The following is a 17,444-nucleotide window of genomic DNA, read 5'->3' as shown; positions in this document are numbered from 1 at the left end:
TGAAAGCGTTAAGGTGTAGTCGTTGAATCTGATGCTTCAGGCGCAGCAAACTGTTGTTGCACAGGGGCATCTCGTTTTTCATCGGAAGCTTTGGATTCAGCTTCGGTATTTTTATATAACAAATACTTGGCACGCTTGTCGTAATCTGGATCATTCGGCAAGTGCAACGCACCTGACTGCCCACAAGCTGCAAGAACAAGACTTGTCGCCAAGATACTGATGTAGCAAATGACTTGATGCATCTGACCACCTAATTGAATAGTGTTTCGATGAAGTATAACGCGATGATCACCATGACCAAAGCGCTAAAGCCTAGAGATTATCTTTAGCGATAAAAAAACGCCAGCAGATCGCTGACGTTTTTATTGATAAGGTTTATTTATGTTTCTGTTTATAGAAACCGAAATAGCCAATAACCAGAAGGATAAACCAGATCGGGCTGACCATCAGTGCTTGACGGGTATCGTCTTCCAGCGCCAACACCACGATCATGCTCAGGAAGAATACAATCACAATCCAGCAGGTCACCAGACCGCCCGGCAACTTAAAGGTCGATTTGGCATGCAATTCTGGACGTGTTTTGTAGTACACGATATAGCTCCAGATAATGATGATCCAGACACAGATAAACAGAATCGTGGATAAAGTCGTTGCTAAAGTGAAAGCGCGGACGGTATCTGGAACGAAATACTGTAGTGCTGCACCCAGCAACAAACATACCGCAGAGAAATACAAGGCATTTGCCGGAACTGCACGACGGTTTAAGCGACCAAAGGCAAGTGGTGCCTGCTCTTCACGCGACAGACCGAACAGCATACGACTGGTCGAGAATACCCCACTGTTCATCGATGACATCACCGAGGACAACACCACCAGGTTCATGATGATCGCAGCTGCGGCAATACCAGCCTGACTAAACAGGTTCACAAAGGGCGAGATATTTGGATCAATCTGATTCCATGGCGTTACCGACATCACAATCAAAAGTGCCAGTACATAGAAAATAATGATACGGATCGGAATCGAGTTCACTGCTTTCGGCAGGTTCTTTTCCGGATCTTTGGTTTCAGCTGCGGTCGTACCCACCAGCTCTACACCCACGAAGGCAAAAATCGCAATCTGGAACCCGGCCAGGAAGCCCATCGCTCCAGTCGGGAAGATACCGCCATGTGACCAGATATGACTAAATGACGCAACTGTGCCGGCATCCGAGGTAAACCCGGTAAAGACCATCCACAGGCCAACGGCAATCAGCACCACAATCGCGATAATCTTGACCAGAGCAAACCAGAATTCCATTTCACCAAACAGTTTGACCGTGACCAGGTTCAAACCCATGATAAACACAATCGCGGCAACGCTGATCATCACTCCTTCTTCAGGACTAAAGGGCAAGCCATTATTGAAGAATTGCAGGTAATAAATAATCGCGGATAGATCTGCGATCCCGATAGTGATCCAGCACAGCCAGTAGGTCCAGCCAACAAAGTATCCGGCCCAAGGCCCGATCAGATCCGTGGCAAAATCAATGAATGATTTATATTGCAAATTCGAGAGCAACAACTCACCGAGTGCACGCATTACCAGAAATACCATAAAACCGATGATCATATAGATCACCAGAATAGAAGGACCTGCGAGACTGATGGTCTTGCCCGAACCCATAAACAGGCCGGTTCCGATGGCGCCACCAATGGCAATAAGCTGTAGATGCCGATTGGATAAACTTCGCTGTAACTCACCGTGCTCTGCCGATGAACTGTTATATTTTTCTGACATTATTGATTTCAACTTCGAGTTTTACTCGCGACAAATTAACGTAAAAAAGCCTGAATACAAAAAGAAAAATCACATCATTTGTATTTTCTGCCTAAACTGTAAAGTTCATTTATTTTTCTTATATCTCACTCGCGCCAGCTTAACGCTTATTTTTTCGACGCCCGAGATTCAAGAAACTTCTTGTCAAAGCAGCAAAACCATGTAAAAACTAGAACACAATTCCGCCGTTTTAAGTATTCAGGATGAATACCGATGGCACAATAATTGCTTTTTAATCAATATCTCGAATTACATAGACATGGATCAATAAGAAGAATTTTATGCAAAATTTACAAAGTTTAATGGAGACTTTAAGCGGCTGGGTCTGGGGCCCTTATATGCTGGTACTGATTGTCGGCACCGGGATATTCCTCACTTTCCGCTTATTGTTCTGGCAATTCCGTATGCTGCCACTGGCTTTCAAACAGGTTTTTGGCAAGCATCCCGAGCACTCAGGCGATATTTCCCAGTTCGCTTCACTGATGACTGCACTGTCTGCCACGATTGGTACCGGTAATATTGCCGGCGTAGCCACCGCCTGTGTGCTGGGTGGTCCGGGTGCGGTGTTCTGGATGTGGATGACTGCACTGTTTGGTATGGCGACTAAATACGGCGAAGGTGTCCTTGCAGTCAAATACCGGATTAAAAATGAAAAAGGTGAAATGTCGGGTGGTCCGATGTACTACATCGAACGTGGCCTGAAATGGAAATGGCTGGCGCTGATTTTTGCCTTGTTCGGGACACTGGCCTCTTTTGGGATCGGCAGTTCAGTGCAGTCCAATACTGTTGCACTGGCAGTTGAAAACAGTTTGGGGATCGAAACCTGGATGACCGGTATTATCATTACTGCCTTTTCAGCACTGGTGATTTTGGGCGGGATTAAATCGATTTCCAAGGCATCTTCGGTGATTGTTCCAATCATGGCGGTAGGCTATGTGGCTGGTGGTCTGGTCATTATTCTCAACAATTTAGAACTGGTAGCGCCTGCACTAAAAATGATCTTCACCTATGCTTTTACCGGTGAAGCTGCAGTAGGCGGTGCGATTGGTGCGGCGATTCGTTATGGTGTAGCACGTGGGGTATTCTCGAATGAAGCCGGCATGGGCTCTGCGCCGATTGCAGCCGCAGCAGCAAAAACCGACCATCCTGCCCGTCAGGGTCTGGTCTCTATGACCGGTACTTTTATTGATACCATTATTGTGTGTTCGATTACTGGTATTGTTCTGGTCATGGGCTACATCATGGCCGGTAATTCATTTGGCGATCAGACCGGTGCAGTACTGACGATTGGCGTGTTCGACAAACTCCTGCCCGGTGTCGGTGGCTGGGTGGTCACCTTCGGAATTATTTTCTTTGCTTATTCCACGATTTTAGGCTGGAGCTACTACGGCGAAAAATGTGCCACTTACTTGCTCGGCGAAAAGTTCGTTCTACCCTATCGTATTATTTATATTGCATCGGTTTTTGTCGGCTGTATCGCGACACTGGATCTGGTCTGGTTATTTGCCGATACCTTTAATGGTCTGATGGCGGTTCCCAACCTGATTGCATTGCTGTTATTGTCTGGCGTGATTGCCAAGGAATCGAAAGACTTCATCGCAAGGCGTAAATCTGGTGAACTTTATTAACCGCCTTATTGCTTAAATCCCGAACCAAGAGAATAAAAAGCCACATCAATTGTGGCTTTTTATTATTAATTATTCGAAATCCAAATCCAATATTCATGTTCTATGAGCGTAAACCGCCCCATTCTGGTAATTTGCCGTCAGATTCGAGTTCAAGTGCCAGCCCTAAAGATAAAACAAAAAACTGAATGCCTTCAATTTTCATATTGCCCTGATCATCTTCCAAATACTCGCTCAGTTTCTGATAGGTTTTATGCTGCAGGTCAAAAGGTACATCCAGATATAGACTGCCCGAATACACGTCACTGCGGACTGTGGGCTCAATGCCTAAACACGGTATATAACGGATACCCTGTTGCTCTAACCAGCCGATAAACATTTGCCGAACCGAGTGAGCGTCCTGATCTGGGTATACATACTGTTCAAAATGCACAAACAGCACATCACGGTTTTTTTCACGTGCGATCGCATCAATATGTTTCAGCAATTGTGACAAGATCTGTTCCATTTTCAGCATAACAAGACGGGCATTATAGATGGCGTTGATACACAACATCCGAATAAGCACAAATAAAAACGACAAGCCTTGTCGTAAAAACCATGATTTCTCAGGTGAAAGGCTTGGTTTTAGATCACATTCACCGCTATGCTGTCAGTCAATTTCAATCGCCTCATCTTAAAATATGGCTAAAGCAAAAAGTGTCTATCGTTGTGAACAATGTGGTGCAGATCATCCGAAATGGTCGGGACAATGTTCGGAATGTGGGGAATGGAACAGCCTGACTGAGGTCAGCATTGCACCTGCGGTTACACATCGGGCTCAGCCAAAAATCGCGGGTGGATATGCAGGTCAGGCATCCACAATCACCATCTTAAATCAGGTCTCAGTCTCTCATGAAACACGCTTACCGACCGGTATCAGTGAGTTTGACCGGGTTCTGGGTGGCGGACTGGTGACGGGTTCAGTGGTTCTGATCGGTGGTGATCCCGGCATTGGTAAATCAACCATTTTGCTGCAAACAGCCACGCATATGGCCTCTGCCAAAAATCCGGCCTTATATGTCACCGGCGAAGAATCCCTGTCTCAGGTCGCATTACGTGCCCAGCGTCTGGATCTGCCAACCGATCAGCTCAAGGTCATGGCAGAAACCTGTGTCGAACGCATTTGTGAAGTACTGGCCCAGCAACGTCCTGCCGTCGCAATTCTGGACTCAATTCAAACCCTGTATACCGAGACCTTACAATCGGCTCCAGGTGGAGTCTCGCAGATTCGTGAATCCGCTGCCCTGCTGACCCGTTTTGCCAAAAACAGCGGTACCTCTTTATTTCTGGTCGGTCATGTCACCAAAGAAGGCGCCTTGGCAGGCCCACGCGTACTTGAGCATATGGTCGATTGTGTACTGTATTTTGAAGGTCAGTCCGATTCACGTTACCGGATGATCCGTGCCGTCAAAAACCGTTTTGGCGCGGTGAATGAACTCGGGGTGTTTGGCATGACCGACAAAGGGCTGCGCGAAGTGTCCAATCCATCTGCAATATTTTTAAGCCGTTATGATGAAGCGATTCCGGGCTCGATTGTCATGATCAGTCGTGAAGGCACGCGTCCACTCCTGGTCGAAGTACAGGCTTTGGTCGATGATGCGCATGGTCAGCCACGACGGGTCGCGCTGGGTCTGGACCAGAACCGCCTGAATATGCTCTTGGCCGTCATGCACCGGCATGGTGGTGTACAAACCTCAGGTCAGGATGTGTATGTCAATATTGTTGGTGGTCTTAAAATTACAGAAACCGGCTCCGATCTGGCGGTACTTCTGGCCTGCGCTTCCAGTATTCGTGGCAAGGCCTTACCACAACAACTGGCTGTTTTTGGGGAAGTCGGGCTGTCTGGTGAAATTCGTCCCGTGCCAAATGGACAGGAACGTCTGAAAGAAGCGATCAAGCATGGTTTTAAATACATTATTGTGCCGCGTGGCAATGCACCGCAAAAAACCATTGCAGGCGTGCAAATTATTGCTGTTGCCCGTTTGCATGAAGCCTTGAGTGAAGCCATGTCTTTAAGTGATGAGCTAAATTAAGCATCAGGCAGTGAATTCGCAGTAAAGCGCAAAAAAATACAGATTTTTGATTGAAATTCCACACAAAGCCTATATAAATAGACTGTACAAATAGGTTTTATTCTCATAGGAAAAATGAATGCAAGTTCGACAGCGCGGTTTGATTACAGGTATCTTGACAGCAGTATTATTGGTTGCGCCTTTTGCTGCTGAAGCAAAACGTGCCGGTGGCGGTAAAAGTCACGGTATGCAACGTTCTGCACAGCCTACCCAATCTTATCAACAACCTCGTCAAGCTGCGCCTGCTCAACAAGCGCCAGCTGCCGGTGCTGCAACCCAGCAAAAATCTGGCCCAGGTGTGGGTGGTATGGTTGCTGCCGGTGTAGCGGGTGCTGCGATTGGTGCCGTAGCTGCCAATGCATTGGCCGATGATCAAAGTGTGGCAGCGTCTGAAGCTCAGGCGGCTCCAGCAGAAGAGGAAAAAGGTGGTATTCCAGGCTGGATCTGGATCCTGCTTGCTGCTGCTGTTGCCTTCTTCATTTTCCGTAAGATGGGCGCAAAAAAAAAAGTAGCTTCTAATCCATTTGCACCAAATAGCGGTGCTGGTAATACAGCACCTTTTGGTCAAGCACCGACTGCACCTCGCGGTGGTGACAATAGCAATATCTTTGGTCAGAATGTTGGTGGTCAAACGCCAAGTACTAATGCACCGTTTGGTTCTGCGCCGGTAAATACGGCGCCTTTCGGCACGGCTTATACCCAAAGTGGTAGCCAGTTACCGGATGGTACTGAACCTGCCGCGTTCTTGCGTGTCGCACGTCAGCGTTTTAACCACATTCAGTCTATGAATACGGCAAGCAATATTTCGGAAATTCAGCGTTACCTAACTCCTGATCTTTATCAGTCAATGCGTAATGACATCATGAGCAATCAGGATCAGGATGTGGCCGAGTTTTCAAATCTGAATGCCATGGTGGTAGATTCATCGACTGACAATGGTCAGTATATTGTCAGCGTACGCTTTACCGGTACGGTAAGCGAAGACTTGAACAGCTTGCCACAACCGTTTGCAGAAATCTGGCATTTCACTAAACCAGCAGGTTCAAATCAGGACTGGGTGGTTGCAGGTATTCAGCAAGACTAATTCTGAACAGATAATATTTAGACAGCGGCTTTCGAGCCGCTGTTTTTATTTTTAAAGCTTATATTTTTTAATACCCCCCTTTTAGCCTGTCCAATAGTTCTTTTTATTTTTCATATAAATAGTTTGATGTTTCGTATTTAAAATATAAACAATAATTGTTATCATTCGCATCGAAATAGCTTAACAAGTTTAATAGATAGAATTTTCGATGATGAGTAGTCCGAATATGCATGCAATAGCGACTGAAACAGTTACTGCACCGAGTCCATCGAGCAAAAATAAAGTTAAAGCAAATCTGCTGGTTTATCGTGGGATGATTTTATATCGTTTTCTTCTGGCTGGTGTCGGCGGTTATATGCTTGCCTCGCTGGCTGCCGTCGTGATTGCCCAGATGTTTATGGATGCAGGAAGCAGTGCTGCCATGTCAGCCACCCTGATTGGTTTTAGCCTGAATACCGCAGCCTTTATTTGGGTATTTATGGTCAACAAAACTGTCAAGGCAACGCTCGGAATCGTAATTCCCAGTGTTTTGCTCTATATCGCATATAAATTCCTAGGAAATTAAGATGAGAGTAGATGCAAAACAGGAAGGGCCACGCCAGTCGATGTCATGGTTGCATACCTGGGCCAGTCTGATTTTAGGCTGGCTTTTATATGCGATTTTTTTAACTGGAACTTTAAGTTTTTTCCAGAATGAAATCAGCATCTGGATGAAACCGGAATTTCATCAGTCAGTCCCACAAAAGTCCCAAATCGAACAGACCCGTGTCGCATTGGCTTATCTGCAACAGCATCATCCGGATGCCGGCAGCTGGGCGATTCAGCTGCCTAACTCACGCCAGAATACCACCATACTGAATATTCGCGGTGCCGGTGAAGATCCGCGTGCCCGTCGTGGCGGTACCCGCCTAACCATTGACAGTGCAACCGGTGAAGTGCTGCAAGCCCGTGAAACACGCGGTGGTTCATTCTTATACCGTTTTCATTTTGAACTGTACGGACTGCCCCGAATCTGGGCGCGCTGGATTGTCGGCATTGCAACCTTGCTCATGCTGGTGGCGATTATCAGCGGTGTCATTACCCATAAGAAAATTTTTAAGGATTTCTTTACTTTCCGTCCTGGCAAAGGTCAGCGCTCCTGGCTGGATGCCCATAATGCAACGGCGGTATTTGCCCTGCCGTTCCATATCATGATTACCTTTAGCGGTTTGTTACTGCTGCTGTTTACCCTGATGCCTTGGGGTGTCAACCAGATTTATGAAAATCGAGGCGCATTTCTGCAAGATCAACGTAAGAGCTTGATTCAGGACAATAGCGTTCAGGCTGAATCCGGTGATAGTGACCAGCGTCGACCGCGTAGTGAGGGAGAGAATCGTGGTGAACGTGGTGATATGTCTGCACGGGGTGAAGCTCGCCGTTCGCGTGGCGATGCGTCACCTGCCCGCCCTGCGCCATTGGCAGACTTAGCGCCCATTCTTGCAGCAGCAGAAAAGCAATGGAAAAACAATCCGGTTGCTACAATTAACATCATCCAGCCAAATACCGCCAAAGCTGAAATTGAACTTCGTGCCTTAAATGGGGTCAGCGTAGCCTATCGTAATGTTTATCCGAGTCTGGCTTTCAATGGCGTGACGGGTGAATTAAAGCTGGATCAAACCACACTGAAAACACCTTCAGTTGCAAACGGTATTTATAACGTATTTACCACATTGCATGAAGCACGTGGCGTGGACTTGGCTCTACGCTGGTTATTGTTCATGTCTGGTGTGGTCGGCACATTCATGATTGCGACTGGTTTGATTCTGTGGTGTGTCAAACGCGCACCACAACAACAAAAGCAAGGCTATAAATCTTTTGGTTATCGTCTTGTGGAAGTGACTAATATCGCGGCAATTATCGGTTTACCGATTGCCTGTGCTGCCTACTTTTATGCCAACCGTTTTATTCCGGCAGACATGGACATGCGTTTGAACTGGGAAATTCGCAGCTTCTTTATCGCGTGGTTGCTGACCTTAGTTTATGCCATGATTCGTAGCAATCGTCAGGCCTGGCTAGAGCTACTCGTGCTTGCCACTGTGGCATTCGCATTGTTGCCAATCATTAATTTCCTGACCGGCGGTCAGGCAATCTGGAACAGCATCATGCATGGTCAGTGGATGATTGCTTCTTTTGATCTGGCGATGTGGGCGCTTGCAATCCTATTCTGGTTTGCATTCAAGAAAGTGAAAAACCATAAAGGCTTGCCGCCTAAAAAATCTAAAGTGATGCTCAAGGAGAATCAGGCATGATGTTCTTCTTATTGATTTGGGCTTTGACTTCTCTCGGTTTGTTTGCACTTGCCGCGTCGATGTCCAAACATCAGAAACAGATCTTTGCTAAAGAGCTAGATGCTCCCAAAACCCAAATAGCCAGCATTCTTGGCTGGGTGATATTAACGATTGCGCTCATCCTGTGCCTGTTCGCAGGTACAATCAGTAACATGATCAGTTATTGGCTGGGCAGTTTAACTTTTGCAGCATTGGTCGTTGGTTTAAGCCTGAGCTATCTGGAAAGTAAAATTAAAGTAATCGCCTCAATCTGTGTGGTAATCGCCGTGATTTCAGCAATCATTTGCTTGGTCTAAAGTTCTATTTTCCCCATCCTCATTTGAAAAGCTGATCTTCGGATTGGCTTTTTTAATTTAAACCTTTAGTCTACGCATAATATTTTTGAGATGTTGATATGACCCAGCGTGTTTCTCCCTCTGCTGCCCTGACCAATCTTGCCTTAGCAGGCAATGCTGAAGCGCAATTTGAATTGGCTGAACTGTATATGCAAAGCGAGCATGATGATGACATCATTCTGGCTGAAGAATGGGCATTGAAAGCTGCCAACGGCGGACTGGTTGATGCGATGTACTGGTTAGGTGAAGGTTATACCGTTTATGCCAAAGAACTGACTGAAGAAGATCCGGAAGAATCTAAAGCTCACTTTGAGTTAGCCTATTACTGGTTAAGTAAGGCCAATATCGAGAAGCACCCTGCTGCGACTTTAGAGCTGGCCGGTTTTTACCGTCGCGGTGATGTGATTGAAAAAGATGTAGAAAAATCAATCTCTTTAGTTAAACAGGCTGCGGAATGGGGCGAAGTTCAAGCGATGCGTGATCTTGCATTTATTTATGCCAATGGTTTAGGCGTAGATGGTAATGAAGAACAGGCCGAGTTCTGGACTCAAAAAGCAGATGCTGCTGAAGCTAAATAAGTAAAAAAAGCCCGTCAGATGATGGGCTTTTTATTTAAGGATTATTCCAACAACCTGAACTTTAGCTGTCAAAAAATTCTATTTCGATATTTGGAGCTACTTTTTCATTTTTTATAAGCCTATAAATTCGATGGCACTCTTCCTGATTATTTTGAAATATAGAAATAGCCACCTTACCTGATTGTTTGTTCTTAAATATCTGCTTTACCAAATGTGATTCCTGCTCGCCTAATCTCCAGCCATAAATGACTAAATTAGCTTTTTGAGTTATTAAATCTGGTAGAACTTCATAGAAAATAGTACTCAAATAGGGACTACTTTTTATAGATTCAAGCTTTTTAGTTCCCGTACCCTCGGCAACAAATAAAGGAATTTTATTATCTTCCCATTGTGAAGTAATAACTTCTAACAAACCCTCAAAATCCCCTCTTTGAACTTTAGTTTCGGTATTTTTTGCATCTCTGAAAATAGATAAACTACCATGTTGATAAAGACTCAAAGTTACTTCTTTTTGATCATATATCGGTTCACGCATATCTTGCCAACTACTGCTAAAGATACCGCCATCCTGAAAACAATCTTTAAATTTATGACCGTCTCTTTCCCGATTCCCATACATAAGAATCCAATACAGAATTAAATCATAATTAAGGGAGACTATAGTTTTAAACTGTTTTGTAAATTGATATAGCTGAGGTAATTGATCCGCGATATCAGAATGTACACAATGAACTTCCTTCACCACTTTAATAAGAGCTTCTTTTATATTTTCGTAAGCTGAATCAATTTTTTGATCAATTATTCCCAAATGCTTGTTTACTAGCTTCGTATGCCAAACCAATCGTAAAATTAATTCAAAATCATCAGTTTCAAATTCTTTAAATAATTTTGCTATATCCTCATCAAATAACTTTAATTCTTCCGCTTTTTCTTTTAGAGAACGAAAGTTAAAATCTTGATGCAAAGCAATACTCGAACCATTCCCGATAATTAAATTGCCATTCTTATAATCATCTTTAATTTCAGCCCAGTCTTTGATTGCATACTCAAAACCATCAGTCATAGTTTATTCTCAAAATTTTCTTATTAGTCAGATATTAATCAATTTAAGATTGGAACAAAATCATTTTCCAAGTACAATACTGCGCTAGTCGAGGGATGCTGCGACGTTTTACAGGTACTAAATGTAAAATCGCTAGGCTCGACCATCGGTCAGACATTCGTTCTGATCAACAACGGCATCCGCGAACAGAACGATCCAATCTATTTTTTCCTAGGAGATCCTGATGAACGCGGTTACTGCTTCATTTACAGATTACAAAGTTGCTGATATTTCACTTGCTGATTACGGCCGTAAAGAAATTAAACTTGCAGAAGCTGAAATGCCAGCCCTAATGGGTCTGCGTAAACGCTATGCTGCTGCTAAACCACTTGCTGGCGCGAAAATTCTCGGCTGTATCCACATGACTATTCAAACCGCTGTTCTTATTGAAACACTGGTTGAATTGGGCGCTGAAGTTCGCTGGACTTCATGTAACATCTTCTCTACTCAAGATCACGCTGCTGCTGCAATCGCGGCTGCGGGTATTCCTGTGTTTGCCTGGAAAGGCGAAACTGAAGAAGAATACATGTGGTGTCTTGAACAACAGATCAATGTCAATGGCACGCCTTGGGATGCCAACATGATTCTTGACGATGGCGGTGATTTAACGCTACTTGTTCACGAAAAATACCCAGAAGTGATTGCAAAAATTCACGGTGTAACTGAAGAAACAACGACAGGTGTTCAACGTCTGTACGAAATGCTTCGTGATGGCACTTTAAAAGTTCCTGCAATCAACGTAAATGATTCAGTAACCAAGTCTAAAAACGACAACAAATACGGTTGCCGTCACTCACTAAATGATGCAATCAAACGTGGTACAGATATGCTTTTATCTGGCCGTCGTGCGCTGGTAATCGGTTACGGTGACGTAGGTAAAGGTTCTGCTCAATCCCTTCGTCAAGAAGGCATGATTGTACGCGTAACTGAAGTTGATCCAATTTGTGCAATGCAAGCATGCATGGACGGTTACGAAGTTGTATCTCCATACAAAAATGGCGTGCAAACTGGCAAGAAAGAAGACGTGAATCTTGATCTTCTTCAAAACACTGACCTGATCGTGACTACAACGGGTAACTACCACGTGTGTGACTCAGCAATGCTTGATTCATTAAAAGCGGGCGCTGTTGTATGTAACATCGGTCACTTCGATACTGAAATTGATACAGCTTACCTACGTGGCTACAAGTGGGTTGAAGTGAAACCTCAAGTACACCAAGTGTATCGTTCAGAAAATGAAAATGATTACCTGATCCTTCTTTCTGAAGGTCGTTTGGTAAACCTTGGTAATGCGACTGGTCACCCATCACGTATTATGGATGGTTCATTTGCCAACCAGGTATTGGGTCAAATGCATTTATTCGCTGAGAAATTTGCTGATCTTCCAGAATCTGAAAAAGCTGCGCAAATTCGTGTAGAGCTTCTTCCTAAGAAATTAGACGAAGAAGTCGCTGCTGCAATGGTTGCAGGTTTTGGTGGTGTTCTGACTCAATTAACTCAAGAGCAAGCGGATTACTTAGGCGTTGCTGTTGAAGGTCCGTTTAAAGCGGATGCTTATAAATACTAATTAAACTCCACCCTCTCCCTAACCCTCTCCCATAGGGAGAGGAAACATTCATTACCAAATGTATGTCATCGAGGGTAAGTCCTCTCCTGAGCGTGCTTAAAGCACTGCTTTGAAGCTCAGCGCAAGAGAGGATTTAGGAGAGGTAAAACTAATTAAAAAGTATTTATAAAAAGGATTTCAACATGTCTAAGCAAATTCCAATTTCATTTGAATTCTTCCCGACCAAAACTGATGTGGGTGCGGAAAAACTCAAAGTGGTTCATCAAGAACTACAATTGCTCAATCCAGAATTTTTCTCTGTAACTTATGGTGCAGGTGGTTCAACTCGTGAACGCACCCTGTCTACCATCAACGATTTTAATGGCAAAGGTGCACCGGTTGCCCCTCACCTGTCATGTATCGGCGATGACAAAGCGCGTATTGCAGAACTGCTTGATCTGTACAAATCACAAGGCATTGACCGTATTGTTGCCCTCCGCGGTGACTTGCCATCAGGTCAGGTTGGTTTGGGTGAATTACCCTATGCCGCTGATCTGGTTCGCTTTATCCGTGAATATTCAGGCGATCATTTCAAGATTGAAGTCGCAGCTTATCCGGAAATGCATCCTCAGGCAGAAAGCTTTGATCAAGACATCCAGCACTTTGTTGAAAAAGTACAAGCTGGTGCCAATGCAGCATTAACCCAGTTTTTCTTCAATCCAGATGCTTATTTCTACTTTGTAGAGCGCATCCAGAAAGCCGGAATTGATATTCCTGTGGCGCCGGGCATTATGCCAATCACCAATGCCAGCAACCTGATCCGCTTTGCGGACGGTACCGGTGCCGAGATTCCACGCTGGATTCGCAAGCAACTGGCAACCTATGGTGATGATACTGCCAGCATCAAAGCCTTTGGCCACGAAGTTGTGGTTAAATTCTGTGAGCGTCTACTTGCAGGTGGCGCACCAAGCTTGCACTTCTACACCATGAACACCACTGATCCTACACGCCAACTTGTAAAAGACTTAGGTCTAGCATAAGTTTTTAGGCTGCATTGATCTCACCCATTTTCTCCCTTTGAGAGAAACACAAAGAGGGTGTAAATGCAATGCAGTCTTGTTTTGTTCCATCTGAGAGTAATCCTTACATGCCACGTTTTTTTATTGAAGCAGACTTAAATGTTGATACTACGGTTGAGTTAACGGAAACCGTTTTTCATCATTGGGTAAAGGTATTACGCGCTCAAGCGGACGAAGCCGCGACCCTGTTCAATGGACAGGGTGGCGAATATGAAGTGACCTTAACTGAGGTTGCTAAAAAATCAGCCACAGTATCGGTCAATGCATTTAATCCCGCCAATCGCACACCCAAGTTCCAGGCCTTGCTCGGTCAGGTGATGAGCAAAGGCGACCGCATGGATTATGCGATTCAAAAAGCTGTGGAATTGGGCGTTTCCGAAATTCAGCTGCTGACTTCGGATCGTTGTGAAATGCGCTTGAAGTATGATCGTGACCAGAAAAAACTGGATCACTGGCAAGGGATCGCGATTGCAGCATGTGAACAGTGTGGACTGAATATTGTGCCTAAAATTTTAGCACCAATATCACTTGAAAAATGGTTGGAAACCGAGCTACCCAAGACCAAACTGGTTTTGGCGCCCAATAAAGATGAAACAGATGTACTGGCAGATGCGACCCTGGATATTGCCCTGCTGATTGGCCCTGAAGGCGGTCTCAGTGAGGCAGAAATTACAGCAGCAAATGCAAAAGGTTTTCTAAACTGGTGTATTGGTGAACGCGTACTACGTACCGAAACAGCTCCTGTCGTGGCCCTTTCAATTTTGAACTATAATCTCTAGTTCATCAGGCCAGTAAAAATTTGTCTTTAATTTTGTTGATTTTTATTCCTAAGACCTCTAATCTCGACGAAAGAATAATAACTATTGATGAGTTAATTTTACACATTTCCTGGAGTTTTTTTATAAGAACAATACATAGGGAAAAACGTTTAGGATGAATACAGGCATTGAATCACATGGTTGATAAGCAAGACGACTATATCCAGCAGCATTTGCATCATGCCCAGATTGCGAACACACTTCGCCATAGTCGCTATTTTTTAATCAGTATAATGGTGATTTGCCTTTATATTTTTTGTATTTATCACCTTCAATATCGTCCTTCCAATACCTATTTTAATACCTGGTTTATTCTGACCGAGCTACTGGTCAGTATGTGCTGGTTGATGAGCACACTTTATTTTAAGCCTGAACAATATGATTTGAAAGGCGCACATCGCTGGTTACAGATTCAGAGTCTTGCTGTCGGGAGCTGTATTGCAGTCGGTATTTATACAATTTATTACTATTTGCCGCAGGCCAATCCCGCATTCGAAGATATTGAAGCACTGACCTTGTCTGCTCTGCTCCTGATTGTGACTCAGGCATTTGGGCTGACCTATCTGACCCAAAAACTCAGTTATTTCTGCCTGGTATTTTTACCCTCTTTATTCCCTTTTTTATTGTCGCAAATTTATCATGTCAGCCTTTCCAATCCCTTCTTCGGTCTGGCCTTAAATTTTGCGGTGATTGTCATTCTGCTGTGTGCCAATAGTAGTTATCGTATTCATCGCCGGACATCGCGCTTGTATGCAGAAAACAGTCTGCTGGTTAAAAATGCCGAACAGCAAGTGGTCTGGACTGATGAGCTGTGCCAGCAACTGCAAACTGAAGTCAATAAATCCAAAGATATTGAATTACAGTTACAGCTCAACAATCAACTGCTGGAACAAAAAGTACGGGAACGTACCTATGATATTGAACAGATTAATCATCATTTGAAAAATCAGCAACAGAACCTGGATCTTGCCCATGAGATTGCCGGCATTCGCCCATGGGACTGGAATATCAAAGACCGTCTCATTACATTAACCAATCATAAAGATGAAAAAATTCTGCGTGATTCCAAAGATCATCATCTGCAATTAGAGCATCTGATTCACCCCGATGATCTGGACTATTTTAAGCGCAACATGAAACAGCATTTGCGTGGTCAGATTGAGCGTTATGATGCCACTTACCGGATTCTGCTCAGTGATAGCAGCTGGAACTGGGTGCATGATATTGGCCGCGTGATTAGCCGTGATCCTAAAAATAACAAACCTTTGCGAATGGTGGGTATTCGTCGTGATATTCAGCAGGAACGTATTTCTCAAGAACGTTTAAAACTGGTTGCCAGTGTACTGGAACAGGCCGCGGAAGGGATTTTTATTCTCAATCCTGAACTGTATTATATTGATGTCAATCCTCACTATGAATACCTGAGTGGCTTTGAGCGTGAGCAGATCATCGGTAAGTCTTTATTCGATCTTGTTGCACAAAATAAAGCTGAACAGCGCAGTAACCATGCCAGTATTATCAAACAGCTTCAAAAGATTGGCTCCTATGATGGCGAGGTATACGCCAAATTCATGTCGGGCAAACAATCCGCCTTATGGTTACACATCAATGCCGTCACCGATGATGAAGGCCGGATTACCCATTATGTCGGGATTGTCTCGGATCTGACCGAACGCAAATTACAGGAACAGCGCCTGTCTTATCTGGAAAATTATGACCCACTGACCGATTTACCGAATCGTTTCTATTATAACTATCAGCTGCATCAATATCTGGTCTCGCAAAAAGACTCCATTCAGCAGATGGCCGTGATTCGCCTGAATATCGATCGCTTCCGTCCATTAAATGAATATCTATCCAATAATGGCGGGGACGAACTTTTACGTCAGGTCGCGCAGCGCCTGCGCATGAATAATGCAGAAGCCTTGTTTGTGGCACATCTGAATGGTGATGATTTTGCAATTATCTATGAGATTTCACATATTCGCCCTTCAGTACAGCGACACTGTGAACGCATCGCTCAGGCATTTACCACTCCATTTAATATTTACGGTCAGGATTATGTGATCACGCTTTCCATGGGCGTGGCATTTTATCCAGATCATGGTCGTCAACTCGATTATTTAAACAACTGTGCCGAACAGGCCCTGAACGAAGCTAAAAATCTGGGCGGCAATACCATTCACTTTTATTCTAATCAAAGTGATGGCTTACAAGAAACGGGGATTTTTCTGGAACGGGATTTGCGTAAAGCCATCCAGAATAATGAGCTGATTGTTTATTATCAGCCAAAAATTAATTTCAGTGATCAGCGCATTTATGGCTTTGAAGCCTTGATTCGCTGGAATCATCCCGAAAAAGGCATTATTCCACCCGGCTTGTTTATCCCTTTAGCCGAACAGACCAGCCTGATTTCAGATATTGGCCGTCTGGTCATCCAGCAGACAGCCAAACAGATCCGCCAATGGAATAATCTGGGCTTTAATCATATTTGTGTATCAGTCAACGTCGTGGCGCAGCAATTGCGCCGCGGTCAGTTACTCGATGATCTGGATCAGGCCATTGCCGATAACCAGATTTCAGGTGCCAGTCTGGAACTGGAAATTACCGAATCGTCTTTAATTGAAAATTCGGAAGCAGTCAAAAACCTGCTGAACGAAATCAAACAGCGACAGATCCATATTGCTCTGGATGATTTTGGCACGGGGTATTCATCCCTATCCTATCTTGCTGATTTCCCGATTGATACCCTAAAAATTGACCGCAGTTTTGTGTCCAAGATTGGTGAAAACAAACAGGAAGCCATTGTCAGTGCCATGGTGGCGATGGGTAAAGCCATGGGCATGACCGTAGTGGCGGAAGGCATCGAGACTGAAGAGCAGTTAGCATATCTGCGTGATTTAGACTGTGATATCGCTCAAGGATATTTATTCTCCAAACCGCTGCCAGAAGAGGAAGCCACTGCGTATTTGACACAAAATATGACCAACGATTCTTATACTTATCAAGTCTAAGTTT

The 17,444-nt window shown here is 44.4% G+C and carries 15 protein-coding genes; 11 read left to right on the top strand and 4 right to left on the bottom strand.

Translation table 11 applies throughout. The features are described from left to right. Window positions 1-8: 8 nt before the first annotated feature. Together FTU45_RS07900 and FTU45_RS07895 are read right to left on the bottom strand one after the other, a co-directional pair. Complete coding sequence (locus FTU45_RS07900) at window positions 9-242, bottom strand: lipoprotein (protein ID WP_005169961.1); 234 nt, start codon at window positions 240-242, stop codon at window positions 9-11. A 133-nt stretch (window positions 243-375) separates the two neighbouring features. Beyond that, on the bottom strand, window positions 376-1,779 hold the full coding sequence (locus tag FTU45_RS07895; protein WP_005097664.1) for an amino acid permease: 1,404 nt from the start codon (window positions 1,777-1,779) through the stop codon (window positions 376-378). 320 nt (window positions 1,780-2,099) lie between these two features. On the opposite strand from FTU45_RS07895, the gene FTU45_RS07890 reads away from it, so the two are divergent. Beyond that, entirely contained in the window at window positions 2,100-3,446 is a 1,347-nt protein-coding gene (locus tag FTU45_RS07890) for a sodium:alanine symporter family protein (protein WP_005097666.1), read from the top strand. A gap of 100 nt (window positions 3,447-3,546) precedes the next feature. Here FTU45_RS07890 and FTU45_RS07885 read toward each other — a convergent pair whose 3' ends face one another. Beyond that, entirely contained in the window at window positions 3,547-3,951 is a 405-nt protein-coding gene (locus tag FTU45_RS07885) for a hypothetical protein (protein WP_005169959.1), read from the bottom strand. Between the two features lie 175 nt (window positions 3,952-4,126). Between FTU45_RS07885 and radA the strand changes: the two genes are divergently transcribed. The 6 genes from radA to FTU45_RS07855 all read left to right on the top strand — a co-directional run bounded on the left by radA (window position 4,127) and on the right by FTU45_RS07855 (window position 9,881). Continuing rightward, entirely contained in the window at window positions 4,127-5,518 is a 1,392-nt protein-coding gene (gene radA, locus FTU45_RS07880) for a DNA repair protein RadA (RefSeq protein ID WP_005097669.1), read from the top strand. A 118-nt stretch (window positions 5,519-5,636) separates the two neighbouring features. Next, window positions 5,637-6,641, top strand: coding sequence for a Tim44 domain-containing protein (locus FTU45_RS07875; protein ID WP_005169956.1), 1,005 nt, complete (start codon window positions 5,637-5,639; stop codon window positions 6,639-6,641). 208 nt (window positions 6,642-6,849) lie between these two features. Beyond that, on the top strand, window positions 6,850-7,206 hold the full coding sequence (locus FTU45_RS07870) for a hypothetical protein (RefSeq protein ID WP_074383383.1): 357 nt from the start codon (window positions 6,850-6,852) through the stop codon (window positions 7,204-7,206). Between the two features lies 1 nt (window position 7,207). Further along, a complete protein-coding gene (locus FTU45_RS07865) occupies window positions 7,208-8,929 on the top strand; it encodes a PepSY domain-containing protein (RefSeq protein ID WP_180076229.1) in 1,722 nt (573 codons plus the stop codon). Continuing rightward, window positions 8,926-9,264 (top strand): DUF3325 domain-containing protein, encoded by a 339-nt coding sequence (locus tag FTU45_RS07860; RefSeq protein ID WP_180076228.1) that lies wholly within the window; start codon window positions 8,926-8,928, stop codon window positions 9,262-9,264. The genes FTU45_RS07865 and FTU45_RS07860 overlap by 4 nt, the downstream gene beginning before the upstream one ends. 98 nt (window positions 9,265-9,362) lie before the next feature. After that, window positions 9,363-9,881: a tetratricopeptide repeat protein gene (locus FTU45_RS07855; RefSeq protein ID WP_100534858.1), complete on the top strand. Its 519-nt coding sequence runs from the start codon at window positions 9,363-9,365 to the stop codon at window positions 9,879-9,881. Window positions 9,882-9,942: 61 nt separating this feature from the next. Here the strand turns inward: FTU45_RS07855 and FTU45_RS07850 are convergent, their stop codons facing one another. Next, the gene (locus FTU45_RS07850) at window positions 9,943-10,944 is read right to left on the bottom strand and encodes a DUF4917 family protein (RefSeq protein WP_257223969.1); all 1,002 of its coding nucleotides are present in this window, start codon (window positions 10,942-10,944) and stop codon (window positions 9,943-9,945) included. Window positions 10,945-11,167: 223 nt separating this feature from the next. Between FTU45_RS07850 and ahcY the strand changes: the two genes are divergently transcribed. The 4 genes from ahcY (at window position 11,168) to FTU45_RS07830 (ending at window position 17,440) form a co-directional block, all read left to right on the top strand. Further along, the gene (gene ahcY / locus FTU45_RS07845; protein ID WP_180040621.1) at window positions 11,168-12,550 is read left to right on the top strand and encodes an adenosylhomocysteinase; all 1,383 of its coding nucleotides are present in this window, start codon (window positions 11,168-11,170) and stop codon (window positions 12,548-12,550) included. 182 nt (window positions 12,551-12,732) lie between these two features. Further along, window positions 12,733-13,569, top strand: a complete 837-nt coding sequence (gene metF / locus FTU45_RS07840) for a methylenetetrahydrofolate reductase [NAD(P)H] (protein WP_005097677.1) — start codon at window positions 12,733-12,735, stop codon at window positions 13,567-13,569. 107 nt (window positions 13,570-13,676) lie between these two features. Beyond that, complete coding sequence (locus FTU45_RS07835) at window positions 13,677-14,387, top strand: 16S rRNA (uracil(1498)-N(3))-methyltransferase (protein WP_100329084.1); 711 nt, start codon at window positions 13,677-13,679, stop codon at window positions 14,385-14,387. A gap of 176 nt (window positions 14,388-14,563) precedes the next feature. Beyond that, window positions 14,564-17,440, top strand: coding sequence for a bifunctional diguanylate cyclase/phosphodiesterase (locus FTU45_RS07830; RefSeq protein WP_180076227.1), 2,877 nt, complete (start codon window positions 14,564-14,566; stop codon window positions 17,438-17,440). Window positions 17,441-17,444: the final 4 nt, after the last annotated feature.

The sequence above is a fragment of the Acinetobacter sp. YH12106 genome (genome assembly GCF_013418995.1).
GTDB classification, from domain to species: Bacteria; Pseudomonadota; Gammaproteobacteria; order Pseudomonadales; family Moraxellaceae; genus Acinetobacter; species Acinetobacter pseudolwoffii.
The sequence above is the reverse complement of the archived record's forward strand: the minus strand, read 5'-3'. Positions and strand labels throughout refer to the sequence as shown.